Origin of the sequence: Microbacterium sp. EF45047, assembly GCF_028472845.1 — a bacterium.
GTDB classification, from domain to species: domain Bacteria; phylum Actinomycetota; class Actinomycetes; order Actinomycetales; family Microbacteriaceae; genus Microbacterium; species Microbacterium neungamense.
Genome location: NZ_CP069429.1, coordinates 992,894 through 1,018,895 on the forward strand (window position 1 = coordinate 992,894; position 26,002 = coordinate 1,018,895).

General features: G+C 71.4%; 24 protein-coding genes and 1 pseudogene. 19 read left to right on the forward strand and 6 right to left on the reverse strand.

From position 1 onward, the window contains the following. Positions 1 to 9: 9 nt before the first annotated feature. The 3 genes from JRG78_RS04680 to JRG78_RS04690 are packed head-to-tail and all read left to right on the forward strand — an operon-like array spanning position 10 to position 1,953. A complete protein-coding gene (locus JRG78_RS04680; protein WP_272653718.1) occupies positions 10 to 471 on the forward strand; it encodes a hypothetical protein in 462 nt (153 codons plus the stop codon). A 1-nt stretch (position 472) separates the two neighbouring features. Then, positions 473 to 1,660, forward strand: a complete 1,188-nt coding sequence (locus tag JRG78_RS04685) for a multicopper oxidase family protein (protein ID WP_272653719.1) — start codon at positions 473 to 475, stop codon at positions 1,658 to 1,660. Next, entirely contained in the window at positions 1,624 to 1,953 is a 330-nt protein-coding gene (locus tag JRG78_RS04690) for a multicopper oxidase domain-containing protein (protein WP_272653720.1), read from the forward strand. Before JRG78_RS04685 ends, JRG78_RS04690 begins: the two co-directional genes overlap by 37 nt. Positions 1,954 to 2,027: 74 nt before the next feature. Here the strand turns inward: JRG78_RS04690 and JRG78_RS04695 are convergent, their stop codons facing one another. Beyond that, positions 2,028 to 2,933 carry an A/G-specific adenine glycosylase gene (locus tag JRG78_RS04695; protein WP_272653721.1) on the reverse strand — a complete coding sequence of 302 codons (906 nt, stop codon included), beginning with the start codon at positions 2,931 to 2,933 and terminating at the stop codon, positions 2,028 to 2,030. 79 nt (positions 2,934 to 3,012) lie between these two features. On the opposite strand from JRG78_RS04695, the gene truB reads away from it, so the two are divergent. The 7 genes from truB (at position 3,013) to JRG78_RS04730 (ending at position 10,000) form a co-directional block, all read left to right on the forward strand. Further along, positions 3,013 to 3,906 (forward strand): tRNA pseudouridine(55) synthase TruB, encoded by an 894-nt coding sequence (truB, locus tag JRG78_RS04700; RefSeq protein WP_272653722.1) that lies wholly within the window; start codon positions 3,013 to 3,015, stop codon positions 3,904 to 3,906. After that, positions 3,903 to 4,271 carry a hypothetical protein gene (locus JRG78_RS04705; protein ID WP_259607865.1) on the forward strand — a complete coding sequence of 123 codons (369 nt, stop codon included), beginning with the start codon at positions 3,903 to 3,905 and terminating at the stop codon, positions 4,269 to 4,271. Before truB ends, JRG78_RS04705 begins: the two co-directional genes overlap by 4 nt. Positions 4,272 to 4,389: 118 nt before the next feature. Beyond that, on the forward strand, positions 4,390 to 4,782 hold the full coding sequence (locus tag JRG78_RS04710) for a hypothetical protein (protein WP_442927372.1): 393 nt from the start codon (positions 4,390 to 4,392) through the stop codon (positions 4,780 to 4,782). Beyond that, the gene (locus JRG78_RS04715) at positions 4,779 to 5,762 is read left to right on the forward strand and encodes a bifunctional riboflavin kinase/FAD synthetase (RefSeq protein WP_272653724.1); all 984 of its coding nucleotides are present in this window, start codon (positions 4,779 to 4,781) and stop codon (positions 5,760 to 5,762) included. The genes JRG78_RS04710 and JRG78_RS04715 overlap by 4 nt, the downstream gene beginning before the upstream one ends. Positions 5,763 to 5,771: 9 nt before the next feature. Continuing rightward, positions 5,772 to 6,413, forward strand: coding sequence for a hypothetical protein (locus JRG78_RS04720; RefSeq protein WP_272653725.1), 642 nt, complete (start codon positions 5,772 to 5,774; stop codon positions 6,411 to 6,413). A gap of 207 nt (positions 6,414 to 6,620) precedes the next feature. Continuing rightward, the gene (locus JRG78_RS04725; RefSeq protein ID WP_272653726.1) at positions 6,621 to 8,765 is read left to right on the forward strand and encodes a DEAD/DEAH box helicase; all 2,145 of its coding nucleotides are present in this window, start codon (positions 6,621 to 6,623) and stop codon (positions 8,763 to 8,765) included. Between the two features lie 206 nt (positions 8,766 to 8,971). Beyond that, complete coding sequence (locus JRG78_RS04730; protein WP_259607870.1) at positions 8,972 to 10,000, forward strand: ATP-dependent 6-phosphofructokinase; 1,029 nt, start codon at positions 8,972 to 8,974, stop codon at positions 9,998 to 10,000. Between the two features lie 132 nt (positions 10,001 to 10,132). Here the strand turns inward: JRG78_RS04730 and JRG78_RS04735 are convergent, their stop codons facing one another. Together JRG78_RS04735 and JRG78_RS04740 are read right to left on the reverse strand one after the other, a co-directional pair. Beyond that, positions 10,133 to 10,915, reverse strand: coding sequence for a hypothetical protein (locus tag JRG78_RS04735; RefSeq protein WP_259607871.1), 783 nt, complete (start codon positions 10,913 to 10,915; stop codon positions 10,133 to 10,135). A gap of 411 nt (positions 10,916 to 11,326) precedes the next feature. Beyond that, the gene (locus tag JRG78_RS04740) at positions 11,327 to 13,459 is read right to left on the reverse strand and encodes a S9 family peptidase (protein WP_259607872.1); all 2,133 of its coding nucleotides are present in this window, start codon (positions 13,457 to 13,459) and stop codon (positions 11,327 to 11,329) included. A gap of 157 nt (positions 13,460 to 13,616) precedes the next feature. Here JRG78_RS04740 and JRG78_RS04745 point away from each other — a divergent pair. The 4 genes and pseudogenes from JRG78_RS04745 to JRG78_RS04760 all read left to right on the forward strand — a co-directional run bounded on the left by JRG78_RS04745 (position 13,617) and on the right by JRG78_RS04760 (position 17,768). Continuing rightward, positions 13,617 to 14,939, forward strand: a pseudogene (locus JRG78_RS04745) (inorganic phosphate transporter). Continuing rightward, on the forward strand, positions 14,936 to 15,268 hold the full coding sequence (locus JRG78_RS04750) for a peptidase (protein WP_259607873.1): 333 nt from the start codon (positions 14,936 to 14,938) through the stop codon (positions 15,266 to 15,268). Before JRG78_RS04745 ends, JRG78_RS04750 begins: the two are co-directional and overlap by 4 nt. 67 nt (positions 15,269 to 15,335) lie before the next feature. Further along, positions 15,336 to 16,253 carry a phosphodiesterase gene (locus JRG78_RS04755; protein WP_259607874.1) on the forward strand — a complete coding sequence of 306 codons (918 nt, stop codon included), beginning with the start codon at positions 15,336 to 15,338 and terminating at the stop codon, positions 16,251 to 16,253. Positions 16,254 to 16,307: 54 nt separating this feature from the next. Further along, positions 16,308 to 17,768: an aspartate ammonia-lyase gene (locus tag JRG78_RS04760; RefSeq protein ID WP_272653727.1), complete on the forward strand. Its 1,461-nt coding sequence runs from the start codon at positions 16,308 to 16,310 to the stop codon at positions 17,766 to 17,768. Positions 17,769 to 17,881: 113 nt separating this feature from the next. On the opposite strand, the gene JRG78_RS04765 is transcribed toward JRG78_RS04760, so the two are convergent. Continuing rightward, on the reverse strand, positions 17,882 to 18,751 hold the full coding sequence (locus tag JRG78_RS04765; protein ID WP_259607876.1) for a fumarylacetoacetate hydrolase family protein: 870 nt from the start codon (positions 18,749 to 18,751) through the stop codon (positions 17,882 to 17,884). Between the two features lie 287 nt (positions 18,752 to 19,038). Between JRG78_RS04765 and JRG78_RS04770 the strand changes: the two genes are divergently transcribed. Beyond that, a complete protein-coding gene (locus JRG78_RS04770) occupies positions 19,039 to 20,124 on the forward strand; it encodes a PrsW family intramembrane metalloprotease (protein WP_259607877.1) in 1,086 nt (361 codons plus the stop codon). Between the two features lie 157 nt (positions 20,125 to 20,281). Here the strand turns inward: JRG78_RS04770 and JRG78_RS04775 are convergent, their stop codons facing one another. Next, positions 20,282 to 21,004 (reverse strand): cache domain-containing protein, encoded by a 723-nt coding sequence (locus tag JRG78_RS04775; protein WP_259607878.1) that lies wholly within the window; start codon positions 21,002 to 21,004, stop codon positions 20,282 to 20,284. A gap of 34 nt (positions 21,005 to 21,038) precedes the next feature. Next, positions 21,039 to 21,836 (reverse strand): FadR/GntR family transcriptional regulator, encoded by a 798-nt coding sequence (locus tag JRG78_RS04780; RefSeq protein ID WP_259607879.1) that lies wholly within the window; start codon positions 21,834 to 21,836, stop codon positions 21,039 to 21,041. Positions 21,837 to 21,949: 113 nt separating this feature from the next. Here JRG78_RS04780 and JRG78_RS04785 point away from each other — a divergent pair, with 113 nt between their 5' ends. From JRG78_RS04785 to JRG78_RS04800, 4 genes are all read left to right on the forward strand, one after another. Beyond that, the gene (locus JRG78_RS04785; protein WP_259607880.1) at positions 21,950 to 23,020 is read left to right on the forward strand and encodes an ABC transporter ATP-binding protein; all 1,071 of its coding nucleotides are present in this window, start codon (positions 21,950 to 21,952) and stop codon (positions 23,018 to 23,020) included. A 54-nt stretch (positions 23,021 to 23,074) separates the two neighbouring features. Beyond that, on the forward strand, positions 23,075 to 24,265 hold the full coding sequence (locus tag JRG78_RS04790; RefSeq protein WP_259607881.1) for an extracellular solute-binding protein: 1,191 nt from the start codon (positions 23,075 to 23,077) through the stop codon (positions 24,263 to 24,265). A gap of 76 nt (positions 24,266 to 24,341) precedes the next feature. Further along, positions 24,342 to 25,169: an ABC transporter permease gene (locus JRG78_RS04795; RefSeq protein WP_259607882.1), complete on the forward strand. Its 828-nt coding sequence runs from the start codon at positions 24,342 to 24,344 to the stop codon at positions 25,167 to 25,169. Between the two features lie 7 nt (positions 25,170 to 25,176). Further along, a complete protein-coding gene (locus tag JRG78_RS04800; RefSeq protein WP_259607883.1) occupies positions 25,177 to 25,989 on the forward strand; it encodes an ABC transporter permease in 813 nt (270 codons plus the stop codon). Positions 25,990 to 26,002: the final 13 nt, after the last annotated feature.

The following is a 26,002-nucleotide window of genomic DNA, read 5'->3' on the forward strand; positions in this document are numbered from 1 at the left end:
GGGGTCATCGTGCGAACTGCTTATCGTGTGCTCGCGTATCTCGTGTGTGCGCTCGTCGCCGTGCAGGCGGCCAGCCACGCGTGGGCGTCGGCCGGCCTGGCGGCCTACATCTTCGGCGGAGGGACGATCGATCCCAGCGCCGCGGCGCCGCCGCCCGTGCCGGAGTTCCTGGGCCTCATGATCCACGGCATGAACGGGATGTACGTCATCCCGCTGGTGTCGATCGTGCTGCTCATCCTGTCGTTCTTCGTCAAGGCGCCCAAGGCGGTCGCGTTCGCCGTGGCGATCGTGCTGCTGGTGGGTCTGCAGGTGACGCTCGGCATCCTCGGGCACGGCCTGACGTTCCTCGCCCTGCTGCACGGCCTGAACGCCCTGGTCCTCTTCGGCACCGCGCTCACCGCCGGCACCGTCGTCGGCCGGCGGCCGCTGGTCGAGCGCGCGGCCGCGGAACCGGTCTCCGCGACGGTCTGACATGCCGGCGGCCGAGGGCATCCGCTCCCGCACGGCACTGATCGCGCGGGTCATCGCGCTCGGGCTGCTGGCTCTGCTCCTCATCGTGCTGGGGACGATGTGGTGGCAGAGCCTGCGGCCCGGAGCGTACGCCGTCACGGCGGCGGCGGGCCACGGCGCTCACGGCGGGGGACCCGTGAGCGTCGTGGATCTCGTCACCGATCCAGAACGGCCCGCCGACGTCGCCGTCGACCTGGTGGCCCGCACCGAGACCGTGCGGATCGCCGGCGGCAGGGCGTTCACCGGGAACACCCTGAACGGCAGCACGCCGGGGCCCGTGATCCGAGCGCGGCAGGGCGACCTGGTCGAGGTGCGGCTTCGGAACGAGGACGTGCCGGAGGGGATCACCCTGCACTGGCACGGCGTCGACGTGCCCGCCGCGATGGACGGGGTGGCCGGCGTCACACAGGACGCGATCGCGCCCGGCGAGAGCTTCGTGTACCGCTTCATCGCCGACCGGGCGGGCACCTACTGGTACCACTCGCACCAGGTGTCGCACCGCCAGGTCATCGCCGGCCTCTACGGTGCGCTGGTGATCGATCCTGCTGCCGGTGCGGAGCCGGACGTGACCGAGGTGGTCGCCGCCGCACACACCTACCCGGACGGCATCCGCTCGCTCGGGGACGCCGGACGCGAGCTGCGAGCGGATGCCGAGCCCGGAGACCGGGTCCGCGTCCGGGTGATCAACACCGACAACGCGCCGATCTCGGTGTGGGCGTCCGTGCCGTTCCTCGTCCGCGCCGTCGACGGCACCGAGGTGAACCGGCCGACGCCGGTGGAGGGGGAGCGGGTGCTGATCACCGCCGGCGGCCGCGTCGACGTCGAGGTGCGGATGCCGCGCAGCGGCGGGGTGCGCGTGCACGTGCCCGGGGCATCCGTGCTGCTCGGGGAGGACGCCGCAGCGGCTCCGCAGCCGCAGCGTCAGCTCGACCTGCTGCACTACGTTCACTGCACTACGGTTCACCGGAGGGGGCGGGCGCCATGCCTGCCGGCTTCGACCCGGCGCACCCCGACCGCGACTTCCGCTACGAGATCGGCCGGCTCCCCGGCTTCCTGGACGGGCGCCCCGGTCTGTGGTGGACGGTCAACGGCCGCACCGGCACGGACGCCGCGATGTTCCCCGTCAGAGAGGGGGACGTGGTGCGGGTGACGATCTCGAACGCCAGTGGGGAGGTGCATCCGATGCACCTGCACGGCCACCACGTGCTGGTGCTCTCCCGCAACGGCGTCGCCGCGACGGGCAGCCCGTGGTGGGTCGACTCGCTGAACGTGGAACACGGCGAGACCTACGAGATCGCGTTCCTCGCCGACAACCCCGGCATCTGGATGGACCACTGCCACAACCTGCCGCACGCGGCCGAGGGCCTCGTCGCGCATGTGGTGTACGACGGGGTCTCCACGCCGTTCCTGCTCGGCCACGACACCGGCAACGTGCCGGAGTGACGCACGCCGGAGCGGCGCTGGCGGAACCACCCGTGCCGGCGCGGCGCCTGCCGGAACCACCCGTGCCGGCGCGTTCAGCGCGGCAGCCGCAGCATCCCGTCGGCCGCCTCGAGCAGCCCGTCGGCGATGAGGGAGTCGATCGCCCGGTCGCGCTGCGCCGGGTCCGGCCAGTCCGCGGCGACGGCATCCGCCGGCATCCGGTGCCCGCCCGCGTGCCGCAGGGCGCGCAGCACCGCGCCGCGCGCCTGCCGGTGCGAGCCCTCGTAGCGCGCCTGACGCCGCCGGGTGTCCCCGGTGTCGGGGCGGCCGGCCGCGACCCAGGCGCAGCCGCCGCGCAGCGGGCACGCCTCGCACCGTGGCGCGCGGGCGACGCAGACCGTGGCGCCCAGCTCCATCGCCGCGGCGTTCACGACGGCGGATTCGGCCGCACCAGCCGGCAGCAGCGCCGCCATGGCGTGCAGGTCGCGCGGCGACGGGGGAGCGGGCTGCGAAAGGCCGGCGAGGGCGCGCGCGAGCACGCGACGCGTGTTGGTGTCGACGACGGGATGCCGGTCGCCGTACGCGAACACCGCGACCGCGCGCGCCGTGTAGTCGCCGATCCCGGGCAGGGCGAGCAGTACGGGCACCTCCCGGGGGACGACGCCGCCGTGGCGCTCGGTGATCGCGGTCGCCGCGCGGTGCAGCCACAGCGCCCGCCGCGGATACCCGAGGTTCGCCCACTGCTGCACCACATCGGCCGGCGTGGCGGCGGCCAAGGCCGCCGGCGTCGGCCACCGCCGGAGCCAGGCGTCCAGATGCGGGATCACGCGGGTCACCGGGGTCTGCTGCAGCATGAACTCGCTGACCAGCACGCCCCACGCGCCGTAGCGCTCGTGGAAGGCGGGCCGCCGCCACGGCAGATCGCGCGCGTTCGCGGCGTACCATTCCCGCAGCGCGTCCGCGATGCCGGAGGCGGTTCCGGCGACGGTCGTGGCGGGCATCCGGCCAGCATAATCGCGCAGACGGGAGCCCGCGGGCGCACGGCCCTCCCGTGGAGCCGGGGCCGCGTAGGCTGAACGGGTGGTATCGCCCGGCATCCTCCTCGTCGACAAACCCGGCGGACTGACCAGTCACGACGTGGTCGCCCGCACGCGCCGCGCCTTCGGGACGCGCAAGGTGGGGCACGCCGGCACCCTCGATCCCATGGCGACCGGGCTGCTGGTCATCGGCATCGAGGGTGCGACCCGCCTGCTCACCTACATCGTCGGCGCGGACAAGACGTACACCGCGACCATCCGCCTCGGTCAGCGCACCACGACCGACGACGCGGACGGCGAGATCCTGGCGCAGGCGGATGCCGGCGCCTGGGCCTGCGTCGACGAGAACCGCATCGCCGCCGGCGTCGCCGCCCTCACCGGGGCGATCGCGCAGGTGCCCAGCGCCGTCTCGGCGATCAAGGTCGACGGCCGTCGCGCGTACGACCGGGTCCGCGCCGGCGAGGACGTGCAGCTCGCCGCGCGCCGCGTCACCGTCCGCAGGTTCCAGGTGCTCGCCGACCGGCCCGGGGACGGCATCCGCGATCTCGACGTCATCGTCGACTGCTCCTCCGGCACCTACATCCGCGCCCTCGCCCGCGACCTCGGCGACGCGCTCGGCGTCGGCGGGCACCTCACCGCGCTGCGGCGCACCCGCGTGGGCGGGTTCGACGTGGCATCGGCCGTCGGCATCGACGAGCTGGCCGGCGCCGTGCCGCTGACGCCGGCCGAGGCCGCCCGCCGCGTCATGCCCGTGCTGGAGGTGGACGCCGAGGAGGCGCGGGACCTGCGCCACGGCAAGCGCCTGATCGGCCAGGCCGGCCGGCTGGTCGCCGCCGAGGTCGCCGCGATCGACCCGGAGGGTCTGCTCGTGGGTGTCGTGGAGGCGCGCGGGAAGGACATCAAGAGCGCGATGAACATGCCGGAGGGGGAGCGATGATCCTGTGGTTCACGATCGTGCAGATCGCAGTGGCCTGCGCCGCCGGGCTGTTCTGCACCGTCGCGGGACTGGCGGGCCGGCGTCCCAGCGACTACACGGTCGGCAGCCTCGCGGTCGTCGAGCTGCTCCTGATCGTGCAGATCGTCGTCGCGATCGTCGCGCCGCTCGCCGGCAACCCGCCCACCGGCGACCTGCTCGAGTTCTGGGTCTACCTCGTCTCTGCCGCCCTGCTGCCGGTGGGCGGCGTGCTCTGGGCGCTGCTCGAGCGCAGCCGCTGGAGCACGGTGATCCTGGGCGTGGTCGCCTTCGCACTGGCGATCATGCTGTGGCGGATGCAGGTGATCTGGACCGTGCAGATCGCCTGAGACCGCCCCGCGCCGGCATCCGCCGCGGCGGCGCCCCCGACCCGGCGGGCGCCGTCCCGGGTCCGCCGCCGGGCCTAGGATGGAACACGCAATGTCCCACACACTCACGCGGACCCGGATGACGGGCATCGGGCGCGTCCTCGTCATCGTCTACGCCGTGATGGCGCTCGCCGCGACCGGGCGCAGCTTCGTGCAGATCGTGCGGCGCTTCGAGGAGGCGCCACTGACGTACACGCTCTCCGCCGTCGCCGCCGTCGTCTACATCCTCGCCACGCTGGCGCTCGTGCTCGCCGGCCGTCGCGGCTGGTACGCGGTGGCCTGGACGGCGATCGTGTTCGAGCTGACCGGCGTCCTCGTGGTGGGCACCCTGAGCCTCACCATGCCCCAGCTGTTCGCGCACGACAGCGTGTGGTCCGCCTTCGGGATGGGCTACCTGTTCGTGCCGCTGGTGCTCCCCGTCTTCGGACTGTGGTGGCTGCGCACGCACCGTCCCGCGGAGGTGACGGCGTGATCGTCTTCCGCGCCCCCGGCGAGATCCCGGCGGACTTCGGGCGCACCGTCGTCGCCATCGGCAAGTTCGACGGCGTGCACCTCGGACATCAGGCCGTGATCCGGCGGATGCGCGAGCTGGCATCCCGGCACGGAGCGCGCTCGGTCGCGGTCACCTTCGACCGCAACCCGCTCGCGGTGATCCGCCCCGACCGCTGCCCGGAGAACCTCGTCGACGTCGATCGCAAGATCGCCCTGCTCGGGGAGCACGATCTCGACGCCACCCTGCTGCTCACCTTCGACGAGCAGCTGGCCTCCCGGACCGCGGAGGAGTTCGTGGCGGACATCCTCGTCGCCGCGTTGCGCGCGCGCGCCGTGCTCGTCGGCCACGACTTCCGCTTCGGTCGCGGCGGCGCCGGCAGTCCCGAACTGCTGGGGGAACTGGGCGCGGCGCACGACTTCGAGGTCGAGGTCGTCGAGGACGTGTACCTGCCCGGCTCCGACCGCCGCGTCTCATCCACCTGGATCCGGGAGCTGCTCGCCGAAGGCGACGTCGCCGGTGCGGCGCGCCTGCTCGGCCGTCCGGTGGACGTGACCGGCGAGGTCGTGCACGGGCTCAAGCGCGGCCGCGAGCTGGGCTTCCCGACCGCGAACCTGTCCGAGACCGTCGACGCTCTGGTCCCCGCGGACGGCGTGTACGCCGGATGGCTGCGCGATCACGACTCCGGCATCCGGCATCCGGCCGCGATCTCGGTCGGCACGAACCCGACCTTCGACGACGTCGCCCGCCGCCAGGTCGAGGCGCACGTCCTCGGCGCCGACGACCTCGACCTGTACGGGCACCGGGTGACCGTCGAGTTCACCGAGCACCTGCGCGGAATGGTCGCGTTCGCCGACATGGACGCCCTGCGTGAGCAGATCGCCGACGACGTCGCCGCCGCCTTTGCCGTGCTCTCCCGGGAAGAGCCGCAGAACGACCCCGGACGCCGCCCCCCGGCTTAGGATCAGGGCATGTCCCGCCGTCGCGTCGCCGCGGTCGCCTTCGCCGCGCTCCTCCTTCTTCCCGCCGTGAGCGGCTGCGCACCAGGCCCGGGACCGACCGCGGACCCGGCATCCCCGCCCGCATCCGCGCCGCCGACCTCGGCGTCGCCGTCGCCGGATGCGACCCCGACCGACGACGCGACCGACGACGCGGCCGACGACATCGCCCTGCCGGAGTCCTGCGAGGACGTCTTCAGCGACGAGCTCACCGCGCGGATGCTCGACGCCGGTCAGCAGCTGAACGACCCGTCCCTCACCATGCCGTCCACGGAGCTGCCGGCCGGGCAGGCGCTGCTGGAGAGCGTCCCCCGGCTGCACTGCACCTGGGGCGCCGCCTCCGAGGTCGGCGCCGCAACCGACGTCGCCCTCGTCGACGAGGCGCAGGCCGCGCAGCTGCAGCAGGCGTTCGCCGCGGAAGGATACGAATGCGCGGACCTGCCGGAGGACCCCGCGCAGACCCGGTGCGCGATGCACCAGGTGTTCGAGGGCGAGCTGCCCGGGGAGCTCGGCGAGATCCACGTGTTCCGGGCGAACGCGTGGCTGTCCACCCGCTGGCTGAATCTGGACATGACCGGGTACGCCGACGACATGGTCGCCCAGCTCTGGAGGTGACGTCGCCCGGCGTCGGGCGAGGCGGTTCCGCCGGCATCTTCCGGCATCCGGCGACGTGATGGCGTAGAATCGGGCGTGGGCTCCCGCAGTCACGCATGCCGAGATGCGCGCGCGCAGCCCCGCCATCCGTGACGTTCCGGCACGCGCCGCGCACGGAAGAGCCATGTTCGCCGGTCACAGGCGACGGATACTCAGCTCAGGAGGAGCATGCCGAGCACGGCAACCGCCGCACCGCGGCGCAGGAAGACGTCCCGTCACGACGACGAAGCCCCGCTCATCCCGATCCTCGCGCGCAAGGTGCGCGAGATCGAGGCGAAGGCGCAGCGGGGGAAGCTCGGACCCACCAACCGGGTGAAGTTCCAGGTCGTCGCGTTCCTGGTGCGCGAGGAGCGCGCCCGGGTGAAGGCGGACGGCGAGCTGTCCGACGCCTCGCGCGTCGAGCTGCTGAAGCGCCTGGACGGGGTCGCCACGATCCTGGCCAAGACCGCCGCCCGCGACACCTCGCTGATCCAGCTGCTGGAGGCCGACCAGGCCACCAGCCCGGTCGCCAAGCGGATGCGCCGGGACTGGCTGCTGGAGTCCGGCGCCGAGCTGCCGCCCGAGGAGCTCATCATCACCGACATCGCGCCGATCCAGACGCCGGTCGTGCCGGCGGCGCTGGCCGAGCGTCAGGTGACCCCGCCGTCGGTGGAGGCCCGCCAGCTCGCCAACCCGTTCCTGGAGCCGGACCTCACCCCGCGCCCGGCGGTGCCCCGGCGCCGCCTGGACGGCTGGGAGCTGATGGGTCCGCTGTACAAGGCGTTCGAGATGGGCGCCGGCGGCGGATCCGCCACGATGGAGCTGCCGCCCACCCCGGAGTTCGACCACGTGTCCCCGAAGGGCCTCGAGGTGATGGCGCATCAGGCGCGCTTCCTCGAGGCGGTCCGCGCCGGCCACCGCACCTTCCTGCTCGCGGACGAGCCGGGTCTGGGCAAGACGGCGCAGTCCGCGCTCGCGGCATCCATCGCCGGCGCGTACCCGCTGCTGGCCGTCGTGCCGAACGTGGTGAAGATGAACTGGGCGCGCGAGGTGGAGCGGTGGACGCCGCAGCGCCGCGCCACCGTGATCCAGGGCGACGGCGACGACCTCGACGCGTTCGCGGACGTGTTCATCGTCAACTACGAGATCCTCGACCGGCACCTTTCCTGGCTCGGATCGATCGGGCTGAAGGGCATGGTCGTCGACGAGGCCCACTTCATCAAGAACCTCTCCTCGCAGCGCTCGCAGAACGTGCTCGCGCTCGCCGCCCGCATCCGGGAGCGCACCCGCAACCCGCTGATGATGGCGCTGACGGGCACCCCGCTGATCAACGACGTCGAGGACTTCGACGCCATCTGGCGGTTCCTCGGCTGGACGAACGGTGAGAAGCCGGGCCCCGAGCTGATGGAGAAGCTGGATGCCACCGGGCTCACCCCGGCCGACAAGGCGTTCTACCCGGCGGCTCGCGACGCGGTGATCTCCATGGGCATCGTTCGACGCAAGAAGAAGGACGTCGCGGCCGATCTGCCCGACAAGCTCATCGCAGACCTGCCGGTGCAGCTCGACGACGAGTACGGGCGCAGCATCCGTCAGGCCGAGCGCGAGCTGGGCGAGCGGATGGCGGCGAAGTACCGCCGCATCATCGAGGCGCGCGGCGAGCGTCCCGACCGCGTGGTGCGGCACGGCGAGGTCGACGAGGACATCCTCCGTCTCGTTGCGCACAACGAGCTCGAGGAGTCGAAGGCCGCCGGCACCGGCGGGGACAACGTGTTCACGATGGTCCGCCGCATCGGCCAGGCCAAGGCGCAGCTCGCCGCGGACTACGCCGCGCAGCTGCAGCGCTCGGTCGGCAAGGTGGTGTTCTTCGCCAAGCACATCGACGTCATGGACCAGGCCGAGGCGCACTTCGCGGCATCCGGCATCAAGGCCGTGTCGATCCGCGGCGACCAGACCACGCCGGTCCGGCAGCTGGCCATCGACGCGTTCAACACCGATCCCGAGGTCGGCATCGCGGTCTGCTCGCTCACCGCGGCCGGCGTCGGCGTCAACCTGCAGGCGGCCTCGAACGTCGTGCTGTCCGAGTTGAGCTGGACCGCCGCGGAGCAGACGCAGGCGATCGACCGGGTGCACCGGATCGGGCAGGACGAGCCGGTGACGGCGTGGCGGATCATCGCGGCGCACACGATCGACACGAAGATCGCCGAGCTCATCGACCAGAAGCAGGGGCTCGCCGGCCGTGCGCTGGACGGCGAGGAGATCGAGGCAGGCAGCACCGAGTCGGTGCAGATGGCCGCGCTGATGCACCTGCTGCGCGAGGCGCTCGGCGCCGCCTGAATCGACAAGCGTTAAGAATCGAGGTTCTTCCCGGGATTCCGGGCGGAGAATCGCGCGGAAACGCGAGGAACCGTGATCTGGCGCCGATCGGGGCGCAAGATCGCGTGTTTTCGACGTCATCGAATGGTGCTCGCGGGCCCCTCGGCGCTAGGGTCGACTCAGGCAGCGTCGCCTTTCCCCTCCACCCGAAGCACGAAGGCAGCAGCATGAAGATCGGCATCCTCACGAGCGGCGGCGACTGCCCCGGCCTCAACGCGGTGATCCGCGGCGTCGTCCTCAAGGGCACCACCACGTACGAGCTCGAGTTCGTCGGCATCCGCGACGGATGGCGCGGCGTCGTCGACGGCGACTTCTTCCCGCTGACCCGCCACGAGGTGAAGGGCCTGTCGAAGGTGGGCGGCACCATCCTCGGCACCAGCCGCACCAACCCGTGCGAGGGGCCGCGCGGGGGAGCGGAGCGCATCGCGAAGACGCTCGCGGCGCACGGCATCGACGGGATCGTCGCGATCGGCGGCGAGGGCACGCTGGCCGCGGCCGACCGGCTCTCGAAGGACGGCATCAAGGTGCTCGGCGTGCCGAAGACGATCGACAACGACCTGCGCGCGACCGACTACTCCTTCGGCTTCGACACCGCCGTGAACATCGCCACCGACGCCATGGACCGGCTGCGCACCACCGGCGACTCGCACCAGCGCTGCATGGTCGCCGAGGTGATGGGACGTCACGTCGGCTGGATCGCTTTGCACGCCGGCATGGCCGCGGGAGCGCACGCCATCTGCATCCCCGAGGTGCCGATGTCGATCGAGGAGATCTGCGATCTCGTCACCAGCGCGCACGACCGGGGGCGGGCGCCGCTCGTGGTCGTGTCCGAGGGCTTCAAGCTCAAGGGCATGGACGAGGCGTACAGCGACAAGGGGCTGGACGCGTTCAACCGGCCGCGCCTGGGCGGGATCAGCGAGATCCTCGCCCCCGAGATCGAGCGCATCACCGGGATCGAGACCCGCTCCACCGTGCTCGGCCACATCCAGCGCGGCGGCTCGCCGTCCGCCTTCGACCGGGTGCTGGCCACCCGGCTCGGCCTGCACACCGCCGACGCCCTCGTCGACGAGGCGTGGGGGCAGATGGTGGCGCTGCGGGGCACCGACATCGTCCGCGTCCCGTTCGCCGAGGCGCTCGGCGAGCTGAACACGGTGCCGCTGTACCGGTACGAGGAGGCCGCGGCGCTGTTCGGGTGACGCCTGGCGCCGGGGTGTCACACCAGTGGCGGATCGCTCGGCAGGCATCCGACGTCTTGTGTGACGCGGGCGCGGCTGTGTCACCGAAGGGGCGGGACGGATGCTGTTCAGGCCGCACCTTCTGTGACACGGTCACGCGCCCGGCGTCCACCCGGCCGCGATGAGAGCGTTCGCGACTTTGCGGATGGCGACGCGAGGGTCGGGGCGCATGTGGTGGCTGAGGATGCGGACGTGCGCCCAGCCATTCGCACGGATGTCGTCCCAGCGGTCGGCGTCCCGGGCGAACTGCTTGTCGTCGTCGGCGTGCACCCGGCCGTCGTGTTCGACGCCCGTGCGGTAGCGCGGGTACGCGAGATCCAGGCGCGCCACGAACCGGCCGTCCGTCGTGCGGAGGTCGAGGTTCAGCTCCGGTTCGGGCAGACCGGCCCGCACGAGCATCAGGCGCAGGCGCGTCTCCTCCGCCGTCTCGGCGCCCGGGCGGATCTCCGCCAGCGCCCGGCGCAGGATGCCACCGGCGACGTCGCCGGCCTCATCGACCTCGCGCTTCAGGTCGTCGATCGTGAGCAGGCGCCGCTTCGGAAGGATCAGGAAGTCGCCCGCGGCGATCACGTCGTCCAACGCCCACGTCGTCGCCGCCTGGCGCCACATCCGCGCGGGATGCTCGATCGGCAGGCCGTTCACGCGGAAGCGTGCGGGGGGACGCCGCTGCAGCCTATGCCCGACCACCTCCTTCCGTCTCGGCTCTCCGGCCGGCCTCCGGGCCGATACGTGCAGTTCGAGCTGCTGCGCTGACGTGTAGGGAAGCGGGGCGCCGATCAGGGCGAGGCCCGTCTCGTGGCTGTAGAACTGGTCGGGAGTCAGCGCCGGAGCGAAGGCACTGGTCTTCTCGAGCAGCTCCCGTCGCAGCCGCTGCATCCGCTGGGAGGGGGATTCGCCTTGCGGCGGCGATTCCGGCTCGCGCCTCGCTGTCCGCACACCCCGAGTGGGGCTGTCCAGGTCGCGGGCGCGCAGCCGGGAGCGGGAGACGCCGGATGCCTGCGCTTCGGATACCGCGAACGGCCGACCGGTCAAGTGCTCGGGAAGGGGCTCAGCTCGGGTCATCCTTCCATTCCGCAGCATTCCTCACTGCTCCGCCGCCTCGGATGCCGGTGATGGTGGAGAACCCGAAAGCGATCTGGAATGTGCAGGAAGACCGGTCTGTCACACGAACGGCGGTATCGCGCCCCGTCCACCTACCACAGCCGTGACAGGCTGGCCGGGCCGGTCACAGGAACGGCGGCATCCGGGAGCCGGAGCCCGCCACTCCTGCGACACGTCGCACGCGCGCTACGGGGCGACCGGCGGCACCGGCTCGGCGTCGGCGAGGCCGAGGACGTCGAGCATCCAGGCCAGCTCGAACGCCCGCTCCCGCCACGCGTTGTAGCGCCCGCTGACGCCGCCGTGACCGGCGGACATCTCGCACTTCAGCAGCACGTCGGCGGCTCCCGCCTCGCGCAGCCGCGCCACCCACTTCGCCGGCTCCACGTACAGCACCCGGGTGTCGTTCAGCGACGTCATCGCGAGGATGCGCGGGTATGCGACGCCCTCCCGGACGTTCTCGTACGGGCTGTACGACTTCATGTACGCGTACACGTCCGGGTCGTGCAGCGGGTCGCCCCACTCGTCCCACTCGACCACCGTGAGCGGCAGCGACGGGTCGAGGATGGAGGTGAGCGCATCGACGAACGGCACCGCGGCGAGGATGCCGGCGAAAAGCTCGGGCGCGAGGTTGGCCGCCGCGCCCATGAGCAGCCCGCCCGCCGAGCCGCCCTCGGCGACCATCCGCTCGGGAGTGGTCACCCCGGCAGCCACGAGGTGCCGGGCGCAGGCGATGAAGTCGGTGAAGGTGTTCTTCTTGTTCAGCAGCTTGCCGTCCTCGTACCAGCTGCGGCCCATCTCGCCGCCGCCGCGCACGTGCGCCACCGCGAACACCACGCCGCGGTCCAGCATCGACAGCCGCATCGCGGAGAACCCCGGGTCGATCGAGTGCTCGTACGAGCCGTACCCGTACAGGTGCAGCGGGCGGGGCTCCTCACCGGGCTCGCCGAAGGCGCGGTTCCACACCAGCGAGATCGGCACGCGGCTGCCGTCCGGCGCCTCCGCCCAGTCCCGGCGCTGCCCGTACGCGGCGGGCTCGTAGCCGCCGAGCACCGGCTGCTGCTTGCGGATGTGGCGCTCGCCGGTGGCCACCTCCAACTCCAGCACGGTCGCCGGGGTCACGAACGAGCCGTACCCCATGCGCAGGAACGGCGCATGCCACTCCGGGTTGCCGCTGAAGTACGCCTCGTACAGCGGCTCGTCGAACGACACCTCGTCGATGCCGCCGGTGCGGTAGTCGAGCAGCGCCGCTCGGGCCAGGCCCTCCCTGCGGTACTCCACCGTCGCGAAGTCGCGGAAGCAGTCCACCTCGAGCAGCCGACGGCCCGGCACGTGCGGCAGGATCACCGTCCGCTCGGCCTGCGGGTCGGATGCCGGCACCGACACCAGCTCGAAGTCCAGCGCCCCGTCGTTGTGCAGGATCAGCAGCCGGTCCTCGCCGTCGACGACGGCGTGGTCCAGGGAGTACTCCACGCCCTCCCGCCGCGGCCAGACCACGCGCGGCGGCGCGGTGAGATCGGAGAGGTCGACCAGCAGCTCCTCGCTGGTGATCTTCGAGCCCAGCCCGATCACGAGGTACCGGCGGCTGCGGGTGATGCCGGCGCCGAGCCAGAACCGCTCGTCCGGCTCGTGGAACAGCTTCACGTCCTCCGCGATCGAGGTGCCGAGCCGGTGCAGCCACAGCGTGTCCGGCCGCCACGCCTCGTCGCGCGTCGTGTACAGGACCGCACGCCCGTCCGGGGTGAAGAACGCCTGCGCCGTGTTCGGGATCTCGTCCGCCAGGCGCTCGCCGGTGGTGAGGTCGCGGACGTGCACCGTGTACACCTCGGAGCCGTCGAAGTCGGTGGACCACAGCAGCATCCGGCCGTCGTCCGACACGTCCATCGCGCCGAGGGCGAAGAAGTCGTGCCCCTCGGCCTCCGCGTTCCCGTCCAGCAGCACCTGCTCACCGGGGACCGGCACCCCGGGCTCGAGCACCGGCGGCGTCCAGTCGTCGCCGCGCGCGGCGGTGCGGCAGTGGATGCCGTACTGCGCGCCCTCCTCGGTGCGGCCGTAGTACCACCAGTCGCCCTCCCGGGTGGGGACGGACAGGTCGGTCTCCAGGACCCGGCTCTTCACCTCCTGGAACAGCCGCTCGCGCAGCGGCTCGAGGTGGGCGGTGCGCTCCGCGGTGTACGCGTTCTCCGCCTCCAGGTGCGCGATCACCTCGGGGTCGTCCTTCGCGCGCAGCCACTCGTACGGGTCGTCCACGCTGTCTCCGTGGTGCGTGCGGGTGCGGATGCGGCGTGCGGCGAGCGGGGGAGTCGGGCGGGAGTCGGTCACCCGTCCACGCTACCGGAGGCGAGTTGACCGTGACCGGGCGGGGTGCGCCCATTCAGTGGGCCCGTAAACGGATGCTTAACCCACGGTGAACTCTTCGTTCGTCACGCCGAGATCCTCGGCACACCCCCCTCCCTTGCAGTCTCAACGAAAGCGAACGGTGGAAACCGCAGCCCTCATCGTCGTGCTGGTGATCCTGCTGGCACTCTTCTTCGACTTCACGAACGGCTTTCACGACACGGCGAACGCCATGGCGACCCCGATCGCCACGGGCGCACTGAAGCCGAAGACCGCCGTCCTGCTGGCGGCCGTGCTCAACCTCGTCGGCGCGTTCCTGTCCACCGAGGTCGCCAAGACGATCTCCGGAGGCATGATCCGCGAGGACGAGATCGCGCACGCGCTGCTGCCCTCGCTGATCTTCGCCGGTCTCATCGGCGCGATCACCTGGAACATGCTCACCTGGCTGCTCGGCCTGCCCTCCAGCTCGTCGCACGCCCTCTTCGGCGGTCTCATCGGCGCCACCCTCGTCGGCGTCGGCCTGTCCGGCATCGACTTCGGCGTCGTGATGTCCAAGGTGGTGCTGCCGGCGGTGCTGGCGCCGCTGACCGCGGGGCTGATCGCGTTCGTGGTGACGAAGATCGCGTACGCCGCCACGCGCCGCTACGACGGCAAGCCGGACGGCCGCTCCGGGTTCCGATGGGGCCAGATCTTCACCTCCTCGCTGGTGGCGCTCGCGCACGGCACGAACGACGCCCAGAAGACGATGGGTGTGATCACGCTGGCGCTGATCACCGCCGGCTGGCAGTCCTCGGCCCACCACGAGCCGCAGCTGTGAGTGATCGTCTCGGCCGCGACCGCCATCGCCCTGGGCACCTACCTCGGCGGCTGGCGCATCATCCGCACGCTCGGCAAGGGCCTCACCGACGTCAAGCCCGCGCAGGGCTTCTCGGCCGAGAGCGCCACCGCCGCGACCATCCTCGCCTCCAGCGCCCTCGGCTTCGCGCTGTCCACCACCCAGGTCGCCTCCGGGTCGGTCATCGGCTCGGGGCTGGGCCGCCGCGGGTCGACCGTGCGCTGGGCCACCGCGGGGAGGATCGGCATCGGCTGGCTGCTGACCCTGCCGGCCGCGGGCGCCGTGGGCGCGGCCGCGGCGATGCTCGTGGTCTGGTGGGGCAACGCCGGCGTGGTCGTCGACGCCGTGCTGGCGCTGGTGGTCATCCTCGGCCTGTACCTGTTCTCCCGCCGCAACGCCGTCACCCACGCCAACGCCATGAGCGACGTGGCCGAATCCGCGCTCGCGGTCGAGCTGCCCGAGAACCCGCCGCCCACGCGCCGGCAGCAGCGCATCATGGAGGCCAAGGCGCGCGCGAAGGCGAAGTCCGACGCGAAGGCGAAGAAGAAGTCGGATGCCGAGGCGGCGAAGGCCGCCAAGCGGAAGTCCGCCGAGGACGCCGCCGATGCGAACCGGGAGGGCGGGCGATGAACGTCGAGATCGACTGGGGTGCGTTCGTCCTGGTGTTCGCCGCCGCGCTGATCGGCGCGGTCGCCGTCGTGTTCTTCTACGCGCTCGGGCTGCGGATGCTCGTGCGCAGCGGACGGGTGCCGGTGGTGAGCCCGGCGGAGTTCACGGATGCCATCACGGTCGTCTCCGAGAAGGAGGCGCGCAAGGCGGCGAAGCAGGCGGCCAAGGCCGCCCGGAAGAACCCGCTCACCGAGGGGCAGAAGCGGCTGGCGTACACGGCCGCGGTGGCCTGCTTCGGCATGTGCGCGGTCGCGGTGATCGGCGGCATCCTGCTGATCGTGCTCGGCTGAGCCGCCCGGGACGGGGCGCGCGGCGCGCGAGCGCACCGGCGTCCCCGCGCGTCCGTAGGCTGGGCGCATGCACGATCTGCCCTCGTTCGGCCGCCACGCCCCGGCATCCCACACGATCGTTCACCTCAGCGACCCGCACTTCCTCGCCGGCTCGGCCCGGCACCCGGGCGGGGCGGACACGGATGCGAACCTCGGCCGCACCCTCGACGCGGTGCGACGCGTGCATCCGCATCCGTCCGCGATCGTGGTGACCGGAGACCTCACCGACCTCGGCGAGCCGGACGCATACCGGCGGCTGCGCGGGATGCTGGAGCCGGCGGCCGCCGAGCTGGCCTGCCCGCTGGTGTGGGTGGCGGGGAACCACGACGAGCGCCCCGCGCTGCGCGCCGGGCTGCTGGACGCCCCCGCCACGGAGGAGCCGGTGACCGGCGTGTGGGACCTCGACGGGCTGCGGCTCATCGCCCTCGACACCAGCGTCCCCGGCTGGCATCACGGCGACCTCGACGAGGGGCAGCTGCGCTGGCTGGCCGACCAGCTGCGCACGCCGGCACCGCACGGGACGCTGCTGGCGATGCACCACCCGCCGCTGCCGGCGCACGTGCCGCTGTTCGACATCCTCGAGCTGCGGCACCAGGACGAGCTGGCCGATGTCATCCGGGGCACCGACGTGCGTGGCATCCTGGCCGGGCATCTGCACTACTCCTCGACCGGCATGTTCGCCGGGGTGCCGGTCAGCGTCGCCTCCTCGACGTGCTACACGATGAACGTCGCCCGTCCCGCCGCGGAGGTGAACGGGATGGATGCCGCGCAGGCGTTCCAGCTGGTGCACGTCTATGCCGACACGATCACGCACACGGTGGTGCCGGTCGTCGAGGCGGCGACGGGGGAGTTCTTCACCGAGGAGTGGCTGCGCGCCATGGCCCGGCTCACCCCGGAGCAGCGGCTGGAGGCGTTCTCGCGCAAGCCGCCCCGGGGAAGCGCGTAGACTGGAGGGGATCCCCCGTCTCCTGTACCCGCCACCACCCCACAAGGAAGTGACATGGCCGCCGACGCGCCTGCCCCGACCCGTACCGAGACCGATTCCCTGGGAAGCATGGAGATCCCCGCCGAAGCGTACTGGGGGATCCACACCGCCCGCGCCGAGGCGAACTTCCCCATCACGAAGCGCCCGATCTCGGTGTATCCCGACCTGATCCGCGCCCTGGCGATGGTGAAGCAGGCCAGCGCCCGCGCCAACAAGGAGATCGGCGTACTCGACGCCGAGCGCGCGGACCTCATCGACCACGCCGCCCAGCGGGTCATCGACGGCGAGTTCCACGACCAGTTCATCGTCGGCGTGATCCAGGGCGGCGCCGGCACGTCGACCAACATGAACGCCAACGAGGTCATCACGAACATCGCGCTCGAGATGGCCGGCCGCCAGACGGGCGACTACGCCTACCTGTCGCCGATCGACCACACCAACCGCAGCCAGTCGACCAACGACGTGTACCCGACCGCGATCAAGATCGGCCTGTCGCTGACGCTGCGCTCGCTGCTGGACGAGCTCGACCTGCTGCGCAAGTCGTTCCTGTCCAAGTCGGAGGAGTTCCACGACGTCCTCAAGGTCGGCCGCACCCAGCTGCAGGACGCCGTGCCGATGACCCTGGGCCAGGAGTTCCACGGCTTCGCCACGACCCTCGGCGAGGACCACAGCCGCCTCACCGAGAACGCCTGGCTGCTGTACGAGATCAACATGGGCGCCACCGCCATCGGCACCGGCATCACCACGCACCCGGACTACGCCGCGGCCGTGCTGAAGCACCTGCGCGAGATCACCGGGCTGGACCTGGTCACCGCGACCGACCTGGTCGAGTCGACCAGCGACACCGGCTCGTTCATGTCGTTCTCCTCGTCGCTCAAGCGCAACGCGATCAAGCTGTCGAAGATCTGCAACGACCTGCGTCTGCTCTCCTCCGGTCCGCAGGCCGGCCTCGGCGAGATCAACCTGCCCGCCAAGCAGGCGGGTTCGAGCATCATGCCGGGCAAGGTGAACCCGGTCATCCCCGAGGTGGTCAACCAGGTCGCGTTCGCCGTGGCCGGCGCGGACCTGACCGTGACGATGGCGGTCGAGGGCGGCCAGCTGCAGCTGAACGCCTTCGAGCCGGTGATCGCGCACTCGATCTTCCAGTCGATCACGTGGATGCGCCAGGCGATGTGGACGCTGCGGGTGAACTGCGTCGACGGCATCACCGCGAACCGCGACCGGCTGGGCGCCATGGTCGGCGCCTCGGTCGGCGTCGTCACCGCGCTCACGCCCTTCATCGGCTACGCGGCGGCGGCGGCCCTCGCCAAGACGGCGCTGCTGACGAACCGCAACGTCGCCGACCTCGTGGTCGAGGCGGGGCTGATGACCCGTGAGGAGGTCACCAAGCAGATCTCGCCGGCGCGCCTGTCGGGCCTGGAGACGGTGACGGCGGCCATCCCGGTGATCGCCGCCGAGGATCTGCCGCAGAACTGAGGACGAGGAAGGCGCCCTCCCGTGCATGCGGGAGGGCGCCTTCTGCTGTCGTGGCGCGGCCGGCGCGGCGGGCCGCTCGGATGCGGCGGGCGGCTCGGATGCGGCGGGGCGGGTCAGTCCAGGATGCGGCAGTGCGTGGTCAGCTCGCCGATGCCGTCGATGCCGACGGTGACCGTGGACCGGTCGCGCAGGAAGATCTGCGGGTCGCGCGAGTAGCCGGCGCCGCCCGGGCTTCCGGTGGAGATCAGGGTCCCGGGAAGCAGGGTGATCGAGGTCGACAGGTGGGCGATCAGCGTGGCCACCGAGCGCACCATCTGCCCGGTCGTGGAGTCCTGCACGGTGTGCCCGTCGACGACGGTCCAGATGTGCAGGTCCTGCGGGTCGGGGATCTCGTCGGCGGTCACCACGACCGGCCCGGTGGGGGTGAAGCCGTCGAACGACTTGCAGCGCGACCACTGCGCCTCGGCGAACTGGATGTTCCGCGCGGTGATGTCGTTCACGACCGTGTAGCCCCACACCGCGTCGAGCGCGTCGGCGGCGTCGACGTCCTTGGTGGGGACGCCGATGATCACGCCCAGCTCGGCCTCGTAGTCGACGTTCTCGCTGAGGGCGCGCGGCCAGGACGTGGTGCCCTCGTGCCCGGTGAGCGAGTTCGGCCAGAGCGTGAACACGGTGGGAGCGGTGTCGGTCTTCAGCCCCAGCTCGCTGGAGTGGGCGGCGTAGTTCAGGCCGACGGCGAGCACCGCGGGCGGCGCCAGCACGGCGGAGGCGAATCCGAAGCCGTCGAGCGGATGCCGCGGCGCACCGCCCTCGGAGACCGCGGACCGGATGCGGGCGAGCAGCTCGTCGCCGCCCTCGATCAGCTGCTGCAGCGTGGCGGGGGCGGGGTCGACGAGGTCGGAGACGAGGATGGCGTCCAGTCCGTCGACGACGGCGAGCCGGATCGAATCGGATTCTGGAGCGCGCAGATGGGCGAAACGCATCCTTTTACGCTACCGGCCGGTGCGCGCGGTGCGCGGTAGGCGACCTCTAGGCTTTTGCCATGAGTCTTGGAGGACAGCCCCCGTCGTACTCCCCGCCACCCGGAGGGTCCCCGTACTCCCCGCCGCCGGCCGGAGGGTCCGGACACACGCCTCAGTCGGGAGGGTCCGCGTACGCGCCCCCGTCGGCAGGGTACGCGCCTCCTCCGCCGCAGTCCTTCCCGACCGCGCTCGCCCAGCCGCTGGTGTACACCCCGCCGCCCCCGCAGGCCCCGGCACCGGCCCCGGCGATGCCCGCGCTGCCGATGCCGGTGCGCAAGGGGCGCACCGCCTCGATCTGGCTGTTCGGCGTGCTCGGCTTCCTGCTGCTGCTGCTGATCGCCTACTTCGTCCTCGCGCTCGGCCCCGGCGCGTCCGTCGTGGGGCTCATCCTGGCGATCATCCCGCTGGCGATCGTGCTGCTGGGGATCCGGCTGATCGACCGATGGGAGCCGGAGCCGCGGAGCCTGATCGTGTTCGCGGTGGCGTGGGGAGCCGTCGCCTCGGTGGGGCTCACCCTGCTGATCGACCTCGCCCTGGCGGTCGGCGTCGGCATGCGCTCGGAGTTCTTCAGCGCGGTGATCCAGGCGCCCGTGGTGGAGGAGATCACCAAGGGCGCCGGCCTGCTGATCATCTACCTGATCGGCCGTCGCGCGTTCGACGGCCCGGTGGACGGCATCGTCTACGGCGCCCTCGTCGGCGCCGGGTTCGCGTTCACCGAGAACGTGCAGTACTTCGCGGTCAGCCTGATCGAGGGCGGCGTGGTGCAGCTGACGATCACCTTCGTCCTCCGCGCGCTGATGTCGCCGTTCGCGCACGCCATGTTCACCGCGCTCACCGGCTTCGCGATCGGCCTGGCGGCCCGACGCGGCGCGAACGGCGGGGGAGTGCTGGGCGCCGCGGCGGTCGGCGCCGTCGGGGCCATGGCGCTGCACGCGTTCTGGAACGGCTCCTCGCTGCTGGGCGACTTCTTCGCGCTCTACCTCACCGCGCAGGTGCCGCTGTTCGTCGGGTTCATCCTCGCGATCATCGCCCTGCGCCGCGAGGAGGCGCGGCTGACCCGGGAACGGCTCGGCGACTACGCGGCCGCCGGTTGGTTCACCCCGGAGGAGGTCACCATGCTCGCCACCCCGGCCGGGCGCAGGATCGGGATGAAGTGGGCCGCCGGTCTCCGCGGCGATCGCCGTCCGCTGATGCGCTCGTTCATCAAGGACGCCGCGGCGCTCGCGGCGGTGCGGCAGCGGGCGATGCACGGCCGGGACGTGCACGCCGCAGCGGACGAGCAGGCGCTGCTGATGCGGATGCGGGCGACGAGGGCGGCGCTGCTGGCGTACTGATCCGGCGAGAGCGTCCGGACGGAGGTTTCGACTCGCTGCGCTCGCTCACGTGCGATCCTCGTGTCAACACTCAGCGCCCGGTGCTGCGGCATCGCCTGCAGGTCGACCGGGCGCTGAGTTGGCTTGTACCCAGGGTGCACCCGGTCCGCGCCGGGTGTCAAGAGCCGGATGCCCCGGAGTCCTCGACGATGACGTCGAGCGCGACGCCCGCGCAGTGGATGCGGGGGAGGTCGGCGAGGCGGCTGCCGCGCACGGAGTCCCCGGTCGCGCAGCGCGGGTCGGTGGACACGACCACGCGCCCGACGCCGTTCGTGAGGGTGACCTGCTGGCCGAGGGCGGCGAAGCGCGGGGTGAGCTCGCGCTCCACCTCGGAGACGAGCAGGTCAAGGCCGGCGACGCCGATCCGGGTCCCGTCGACCGTGGCCGGCACGGCGATCGTGATGGTGTACTCGTCGCTGCACAGGTAGTCGACGTACGGCCCCGCCACGTGCGGCGCGCCGGTCGCCATCGGCACCCGGTACCACTCCAGCTCGCTGTAGTCGATGTGCTCCTTGTTCACCGACTGGGACGCCAACACGAGCTGCCGCCGGTCCTCGCCCTGCCACCAGGCCAGATGGCTGTGCGCGTCGGCGAGCAGATCGATCGCCGCGATGAACCCCGCCCCGTACACGGGGACGTCCTCGAGGTCGAGCGTGCGCAGGGCGTACGGCTCGACCAGGTCGTCGATCTTCGCCCGGGTCAGCGGCCCGGTCCGCTGCAGTTCGGCGACGCGCTCGGCGAACGGCTCGACCCAGCCGGAGAGCATCCGGATCGGGGAGCCGAAGTACCGGGTGACGATCTCCGCTGCGGCGCTCGCCGGGGCGGTGGTGGTCCTGCTCATCGCGTCCTCCTGTGCACGTCGATGGGGGCGCGGGTCATCGCGGCTCCGCGGCGACCCGGGTCTGGATCTGGATCAGGGCGTCGATCGCGTCGGCAACCATCTGCTCGGTGCGCCGGCCGGCGTCGTCGGCGTCCCCGGCCTCGACCGCGTCGATGATGCCGCGCAGCGCCTCGGCGCGCCGCCGCAGCCCCTCCTCGTCGGGCGCCACCAGGCGCAGGAACGGGGAGAACTCGGCCTGCAGCTTCATCTGCTCGCGGGTGAGCCGGGCGGACTGGCTGAGCGAGACGAGCTCGACCTGCACGTCGTCGAGCAGGCGCAGCTGCTGTTCCGCGTCGAGCTCGTGCATCCGCTCGAGCCGGCCGCGCACCTGCGTCGTCTCACTCGGGTCCGCGCGCCGCGCGGCCAGGCGGATGGCGGCGGAGGTGATCGCGCCGTAGTGCGCGCCCATGTCGCGCAGCGCGAGCCGGGAGCTGCTGAGCACGGCGTCGCGGGCGTGGGCGAGGGGATCGGCGTCGTCGGCGACGAAGCTGCCGCCGTTGCGGCCGCGCCGGGTCACGATGAGGCCGCGTCCGCGCACCGCGAGCAGCGCCTCGCGCACGGTCACCGGTGCCACGCCGAAGCTGCGGGCGAGCTCGGACTCCGACGGCAGACGCTCCCCGGCGCGCAGGTGCCCGCGGGTGATCGCCTCGACGAGCCTGCGCTCGACGAGCTCGGCGCGGCCCTCGTCGCCGATCGGCTGGAAGACGGCGCCCTGGATGCGGTGCGGCTGCCGGGACCGGCCGTCACCGGACCGGTGCGGGCGCGCTCCGGAGGCGGTGGTCAGCGGGTCCATGGGCCGATTCTTCCATCTCGCGGGACGGTTCGCGTCGAAGAGTTGAAATATGTCCTACGGTTTTATAGGTTTAGCAGACCTTCCGCGTTCGAGGATGATCCGAGGAGACCGAGATGACGACCGCAGCCCCCGCCGCGCAGCCCGCGAAGGACGCCGAATCCGTCCAGGGCAGCGTCTCGCTGCAGAAGCTCACCAAGTCGTTCGGCGACTTCACCGCGGTGCGCGATCTCGACCTCGACGTCGCGCCGGGGGAGTTCCTCTCCATGCTCGGCCCGTCCGGCTCGGGCAAGACCACGGTGCTGCGGGTGATCGCCGGTTTCGAGTCCGCCACCTCCGGCACGGTCCGCCTCTCCGGCGTGGACGTCACCCGAGTGCCGCCGCATCAGCGCCACGTGAACACCGTGTTCCAGGACTACGCGCTCTTCCCGCACATGACCATCGCCGAGAACGTCGGCTACGGGATGCGGGTGCGCGGGACGGCGAAGGCGGAGCGCGTCACGCAGGTGCAGGAGGCGCTGCGCCGGGTGCGCCTCGACCACCTCGCCGACCGGCTCCCGCACCAGCTCTCCGGTGGGCAGCGGCAGCGGATCGCCCTCGCCCGCGCGCTCATCCTGCGGCCGCAGGTGCTCCTGCTGGACGAGCCTCTCGGCGCCCTGGACAAGCAGCTGCGCGAGCACATGCAGATCGAGCTGAAGCAGATCCAGCGCGAGGTCGGCATCACGTTCATCTTCGTCACGCACGACCAGGAGGAGGCCCTGACCCTGAGCGACCGCGTCGCGGTGTTCAACAACGGCCGCATCGAGCAGGTCGGCAGCGCCCGCGAGGTGTACGAGAACCCGCAGACCGAGTTCGTGGCACGCTTCCTCGGCCTGTCCAACCTCGTCGAGGCCGGTCTCGCCGAAGAGCTCACCGGTGACCGGCGCACCATGAGCATCCGTCCCGAGCGTGTCCGGCTGCTGCCCACGGACGCCCCGCTCCCGGACGGCGACGTGGGGCTGGCCGGCACGATCCGGGAGATCGTGTACACCGGCCCCGCCACCCGCTACCTCGTCGCGGCGGATGCCGGCATGGAGATCATCTCCGAGCAGCCGAACGCCCACGATCCCGCCGCCGGAGCGTCCCTCCGCCGCGGCGACCGAGTCCGGGCCGCGTGGACCCCAGCCCACGCGGCCCGGCTTCCCTGAGGATCGACGCCGATCCCGTCCCACACCAGAAGCACGATCACGAAGGAGCGATCCATGCGCAGGAAGATCATCGCCACGGCGATGGCGGCGACCGCCGCCCTCGCCCTGTCCGCCTGTTCCGGCACCGCCGAAGGCGGCACGCCCGAGGGCGACGGGCAGCTGAAGATCGAGGTCCCCGACATCCCCATGATCGAGGAGCTCGGCGAGAACGAGAAGGAGGTGAACATCATCGCCTGGTCGGGCTTCGTGGAGCCGGCCTGGAGCGACGAGTTCACCGAGCTGACCGGATGCACGGTGAACCGCCGCGTCGCCGGGACCAGTGACGAGATGGTGCAGCTGATGCGCACCGGCGACTACGACCTCGTCTCCGCCTCCGGCGACGCCAGCCTCCGGCTGATCGCCGGCGGCGACGTGCAGCCGCTGAACCTGGATCTGATCCCGAACTTCGGCGATGACATCGTCGAGGGCATGAAGGGGCAGATCTACGACACCATCAACGGCAAGTCCTACGGCATCCCGATCGGCCGCGGCGCCAACATCCTGCAGTACAACAGCGAGGTCGTCACCGAGGAGCCCACCAGCTGGGACGTCGTCTGGGAGAAGGACAGCCCGTACGCCGGCAAGGTGACCGCCTACGATGCGCCGATCTACATCGCCGACGCCGCCGTCTACCTGATGGCGCACCAGCCCGAGCTCGGCATCGAGAACCCGTACGCGCTGGACGAGAAGCAGCTGGCGGCGGCCGTCGACCTGCTCAAGCAACAGAACGAGATCGTCTCCGAGTACTGGTCCGACCCGGCCGCGCAGATCACGTCGTTCGCCGGCGGCACCACCGTGGTCGGCACCTCGTGGGAGGTGCTGCGCAAGCTCACCCAGGACGAGAAGTTCAAGAGCGTGCTGCCCGAGGAGGGCTCGACCGGCTGGTCGGACGCCTGGATGCTCGCGGCCGAGGCGAAGAACCCGAACTGCGCGTACGCGTGGATGGACTACGCCTCCTCTCCCGAGGTGAACGGCGCGATCGCGATGAACTTCGGCATGGCCCCGGCCAACGCCGCGTTCTGCGAGACCAGCGCCGAGGCGAAGGCGCACTGCGACTACTACCACGCCACCGACGAGGAGTACTTCAAGAAGGTGTGGTTCTGGACCACTCCGATCGAGCAGTGCATCGACGGACGCGACCCGGAGGAGGTCACCTGCACCAACTTCCAGCAGTGGACCGACGCCTGGATGAGCATCAAGGGCTGAACACCTGCGCCCGGGGCGGGACCGCGTCCCGCCCCGGGCTCCCCACCACCACACGAGCACCGACACGAGGACCGACATGAGACGCCGCATCCGCATCGCGGGCTTGCTGGCCCTGCCGATGACCTGGCTCATCGGGATCTACATCTTCTCCCTGGTGATGCTGCTGGTGACCGCGTTCTGGGTGACCGACCCGTTCACCTCCAAGGTGAAGCCCGGCTTCACGCTGCGCAACTTCGAGCAGCTCATCGCGAACCCGGCCTACCTGTCCACATCGCTGCGCACGCTCGGCATCGCCCTCGGCGTCACCGTGCTGTCGATCGTGATCTCGGTGCCGCTGGGCATCTTCATGGCGAAGGTCGCCTCGCCGTGGCTGCGCGGCGTGCTCGCGGTCTCGATCACGCTCCCGCTGTGGGCGGGCTACCTGGTGAAGGTGCTCGCCATGCGGATCACCTTCACCGAACAGGGCTTCTTCAACTGGCTGCTCGCACCGTTCGGGCTGCACGGCCCCGGCTTCACGCTGGTCACGGTCGTGATCACCCTCACCTATCTCTGGCTGCCGTACATGGCGGTGCCGGTGTACACCGCCATCCGCCAGCTCCCGCCGAACCTGTTCGACGCGTCGGCCGACCTCGGCGCCGGATCGTGGCGGACGATCCGCACCGTCGTGCTGCCGCTGATCAAGCCGGCGATCATCGCCGGGTCGGTGTTCACCTTCTCCCTGAGCCTGGGCGACTACCTGGTCGCCAAGTTCGTCGGCGGGGACACCCAGATGATCGGCAGCGTCATCGCCTCCAACATCAACCTGAATCCGCCGCTGGCGGCGGCGTTCTCGCTGGTGCCGATCGCCTTCGTCGTCGTGTACCTGGTGAGCGTGCAGCGCACCGGCGCCCTGGAAAGGATGTGAGCGGATCATGCTGAGGCCGTCCCGCACCGCGAAGGTCATGCTCGGCGTCGTCGTCGCGCTCATCCTCGCGTTCCTGTACGTGCCGCTGCTGCTGGTCGTGCTGAACTCGTTCAACGCCGCGCGGATCGCCAGCTGGCCCGTGGCGGACTTCTCCCTGGAGTGGTGGGGGAGGGCGTTCACGAGCCGCCCGGTGCGCGACGCGCTGGTCAACTCGCTGCTGGTCGCCGCCGGCGCCACCGTGATCGCCGTCGTCCTCGGCACGCTGGTCGCCTTCGCGCTCCAGCGTCATCGCTTCTTCGGTCAGCGCGCCGTGAACCTGCTGGTGGTGCTGCCGATCGCGCTGCCCGGCATCGTCACCGGCGTCGCGCTGAACAACACCTACAACCAGATGCTGGAGCCGATCGGCGTCCAGGTCGGGTTCTTCGGGATGATCATCGCGCACGGCACCTTTTGCATCGTGATGGTGTTCAACAACGTGCTGGCGCGGCTGCGCCGGCTGAACCCGAGCATCGAGGAGGCCTCCACCGACCTCGGCGCCACGCCCTGGCAGACGTTCCGGCTGGTCACCTTCCCGCAGTTCCGCAGCGCCCTGGTGGCCGGGGCGATCCTCGCCTTCGCGCTCAGCTTCGACGAGGTCTACGTGACGATCTTCACCGCCCCGCCCGGGGTGGACACGCTGCCGCTGTGGATCATGAACCAGATGGCGCGGCCGAACGAGGCGAGCGTGGTCAACGTGGTCGCCACGGTGGTGATCCTCGCCTCCTTCATCCCGGTCTGGGTGTCGCAGCGGCTGGGGCGCGACGTGACCGAGCGGGACTGACGATTTCGCGTTC

Excerpts from the sequence above, each read along its gene's own strand:
- JRG78_RS04685 (WP_272653719.1), top strand. The coding sequence starts at position 473 with ATGCCGGCGGCCGAGGGCATCCGCTCCCGCACGGCACTGATCGCGCGG.
- JRG78_RS04690 (WP_272653720.1), top strand. The coding sequence starts at position 1,624 with ATGTTCCCCGTCAGAGAGGGGGACGTGGTGCGGGTGACGATCTCGAAC.
- JRG78_RS04695 (WP_272653721.1), bottom strand. The coding sequence starts at position 2,933 with ATGCCCGCCACGACCGTCGCCGGAACCGCCTCCGGCATCGCGGACGCG.
- JRG78_RS04705 (WP_259607865.1), top strand. The coding sequence starts at position 3,903 with ATGATCCTGTGGTTCACGATCGTGCAGATCGCAGTGGCCTGCGCCGCC.
- JRG78_RS04710 (WP_442927372.1), top strand. The coding sequence starts at position 4,390 with ATGACGGGCATCGGGCGCGTCCTCGTCATCGTCTACGCCGTGATGGCG.
- JRG78_RS04720 (WP_272653725.1), top strand. The coding sequence starts at position 5,772 with ATGTCCCGCCGTCGCGTCGCCGCGGTCGCCTTCGCCGCGCTCCTCCTT.
- JRG78_RS04725 (WP_272653726.1), top strand. The coding sequence starts at position 6,621 with ATGCCGAGCACGGCAACCGCCGCACCGCGGCGCAGGAAGACGTCCCGT.
- JRG78_RS04730 (WP_259607870.1), top strand. The coding sequence starts at position 8,972 with ATGAAGATCGGCATCCTCACGAGCGGCGGCGACTGCCCCGGCCTCAAC.
- JRG78_RS04735 (WP_259607871.1), bottom strand. The coding sequence starts at position 10,915 with ATGCAGCGGCTGCGACGGGAGCTGCTCGAGAAGACCAGTGCCTTCGCT.
- JRG78_RS04750 (WP_259607873.1), top strand. The coding sequence starts at position 14,936 with ATGAACGTCGAGATCGACTGGGGTGCGTTCGTCCTGGTGTTCGCCGCC.
- JRG78_RS04755 (WP_259607874.1), top strand. The coding sequence starts at position 15,336 with ATGCACGATCTGCCCTCGTTCGGCCGCCACGCCCCGGCATCCCACACG.
- JRG78_RS04760 (WP_272653727.1), top strand. The coding sequence starts at position 16,308 with ATGGCCGCCGACGCGCCTGCCCCGACCCGTACCGAGACCGATTCCCTG.
- JRG78_RS04765 (WP_259607876.1), bottom strand. The coding sequence starts at position 18,751 with ATGCGTTTCGCCCATCTGCGCGCTCCAGAATCCGATTCGATCCGGCTC.
- JRG78_RS04770 (WP_259607877.1), top strand. The coding sequence starts at position 19,039 with ATGCCCGCGCTGCCGATGCCGGTGCGCAAGGGGCGCACCGCCTCGATC.
- JRG78_RS04775 (WP_259607878.1), bottom strand. The coding sequence starts at position 21,004 with ATGAGCAGGACCACCACCGCCCCGGCGAGCGCCGCAGCGGAGATCGTC.
- JRG78_RS04780 (WP_259607879.1), bottom strand. The coding sequence starts at position 21,836 with ATGGACCCGCTGACCACCGCCTCCGGAGCGCGCCCGCACCGGTCCGGT.
- JRG78_RS04785 (WP_259607880.1), top strand. The coding sequence starts at position 21,950 with ATGACGACCGCAGCCCCCGCCGCGCAGCCCGCGAAGGACGCCGAATCC.
- JRG78_RS04790 (WP_259607881.1), top strand. The coding sequence starts at position 23,075 with ATGCGCAGGAAGATCATCGCCACGGCGATGGCGGCGACCGCCGCCCTC.
- JRG78_RS04795 (WP_259607882.1), top strand. The coding sequence starts at position 24,342 with ATGAGACGCCGCATCCGCATCGCGGGCTTGCTGGCCCTGCCGATGACC.
- JRG78_RS04800 (WP_259607883.1), top strand. The coding sequence starts at position 25,177 with ATGCTGAGGCCGTCCCGCACCGCGAAGGTCATGCTCGGCGTCGTCGTC.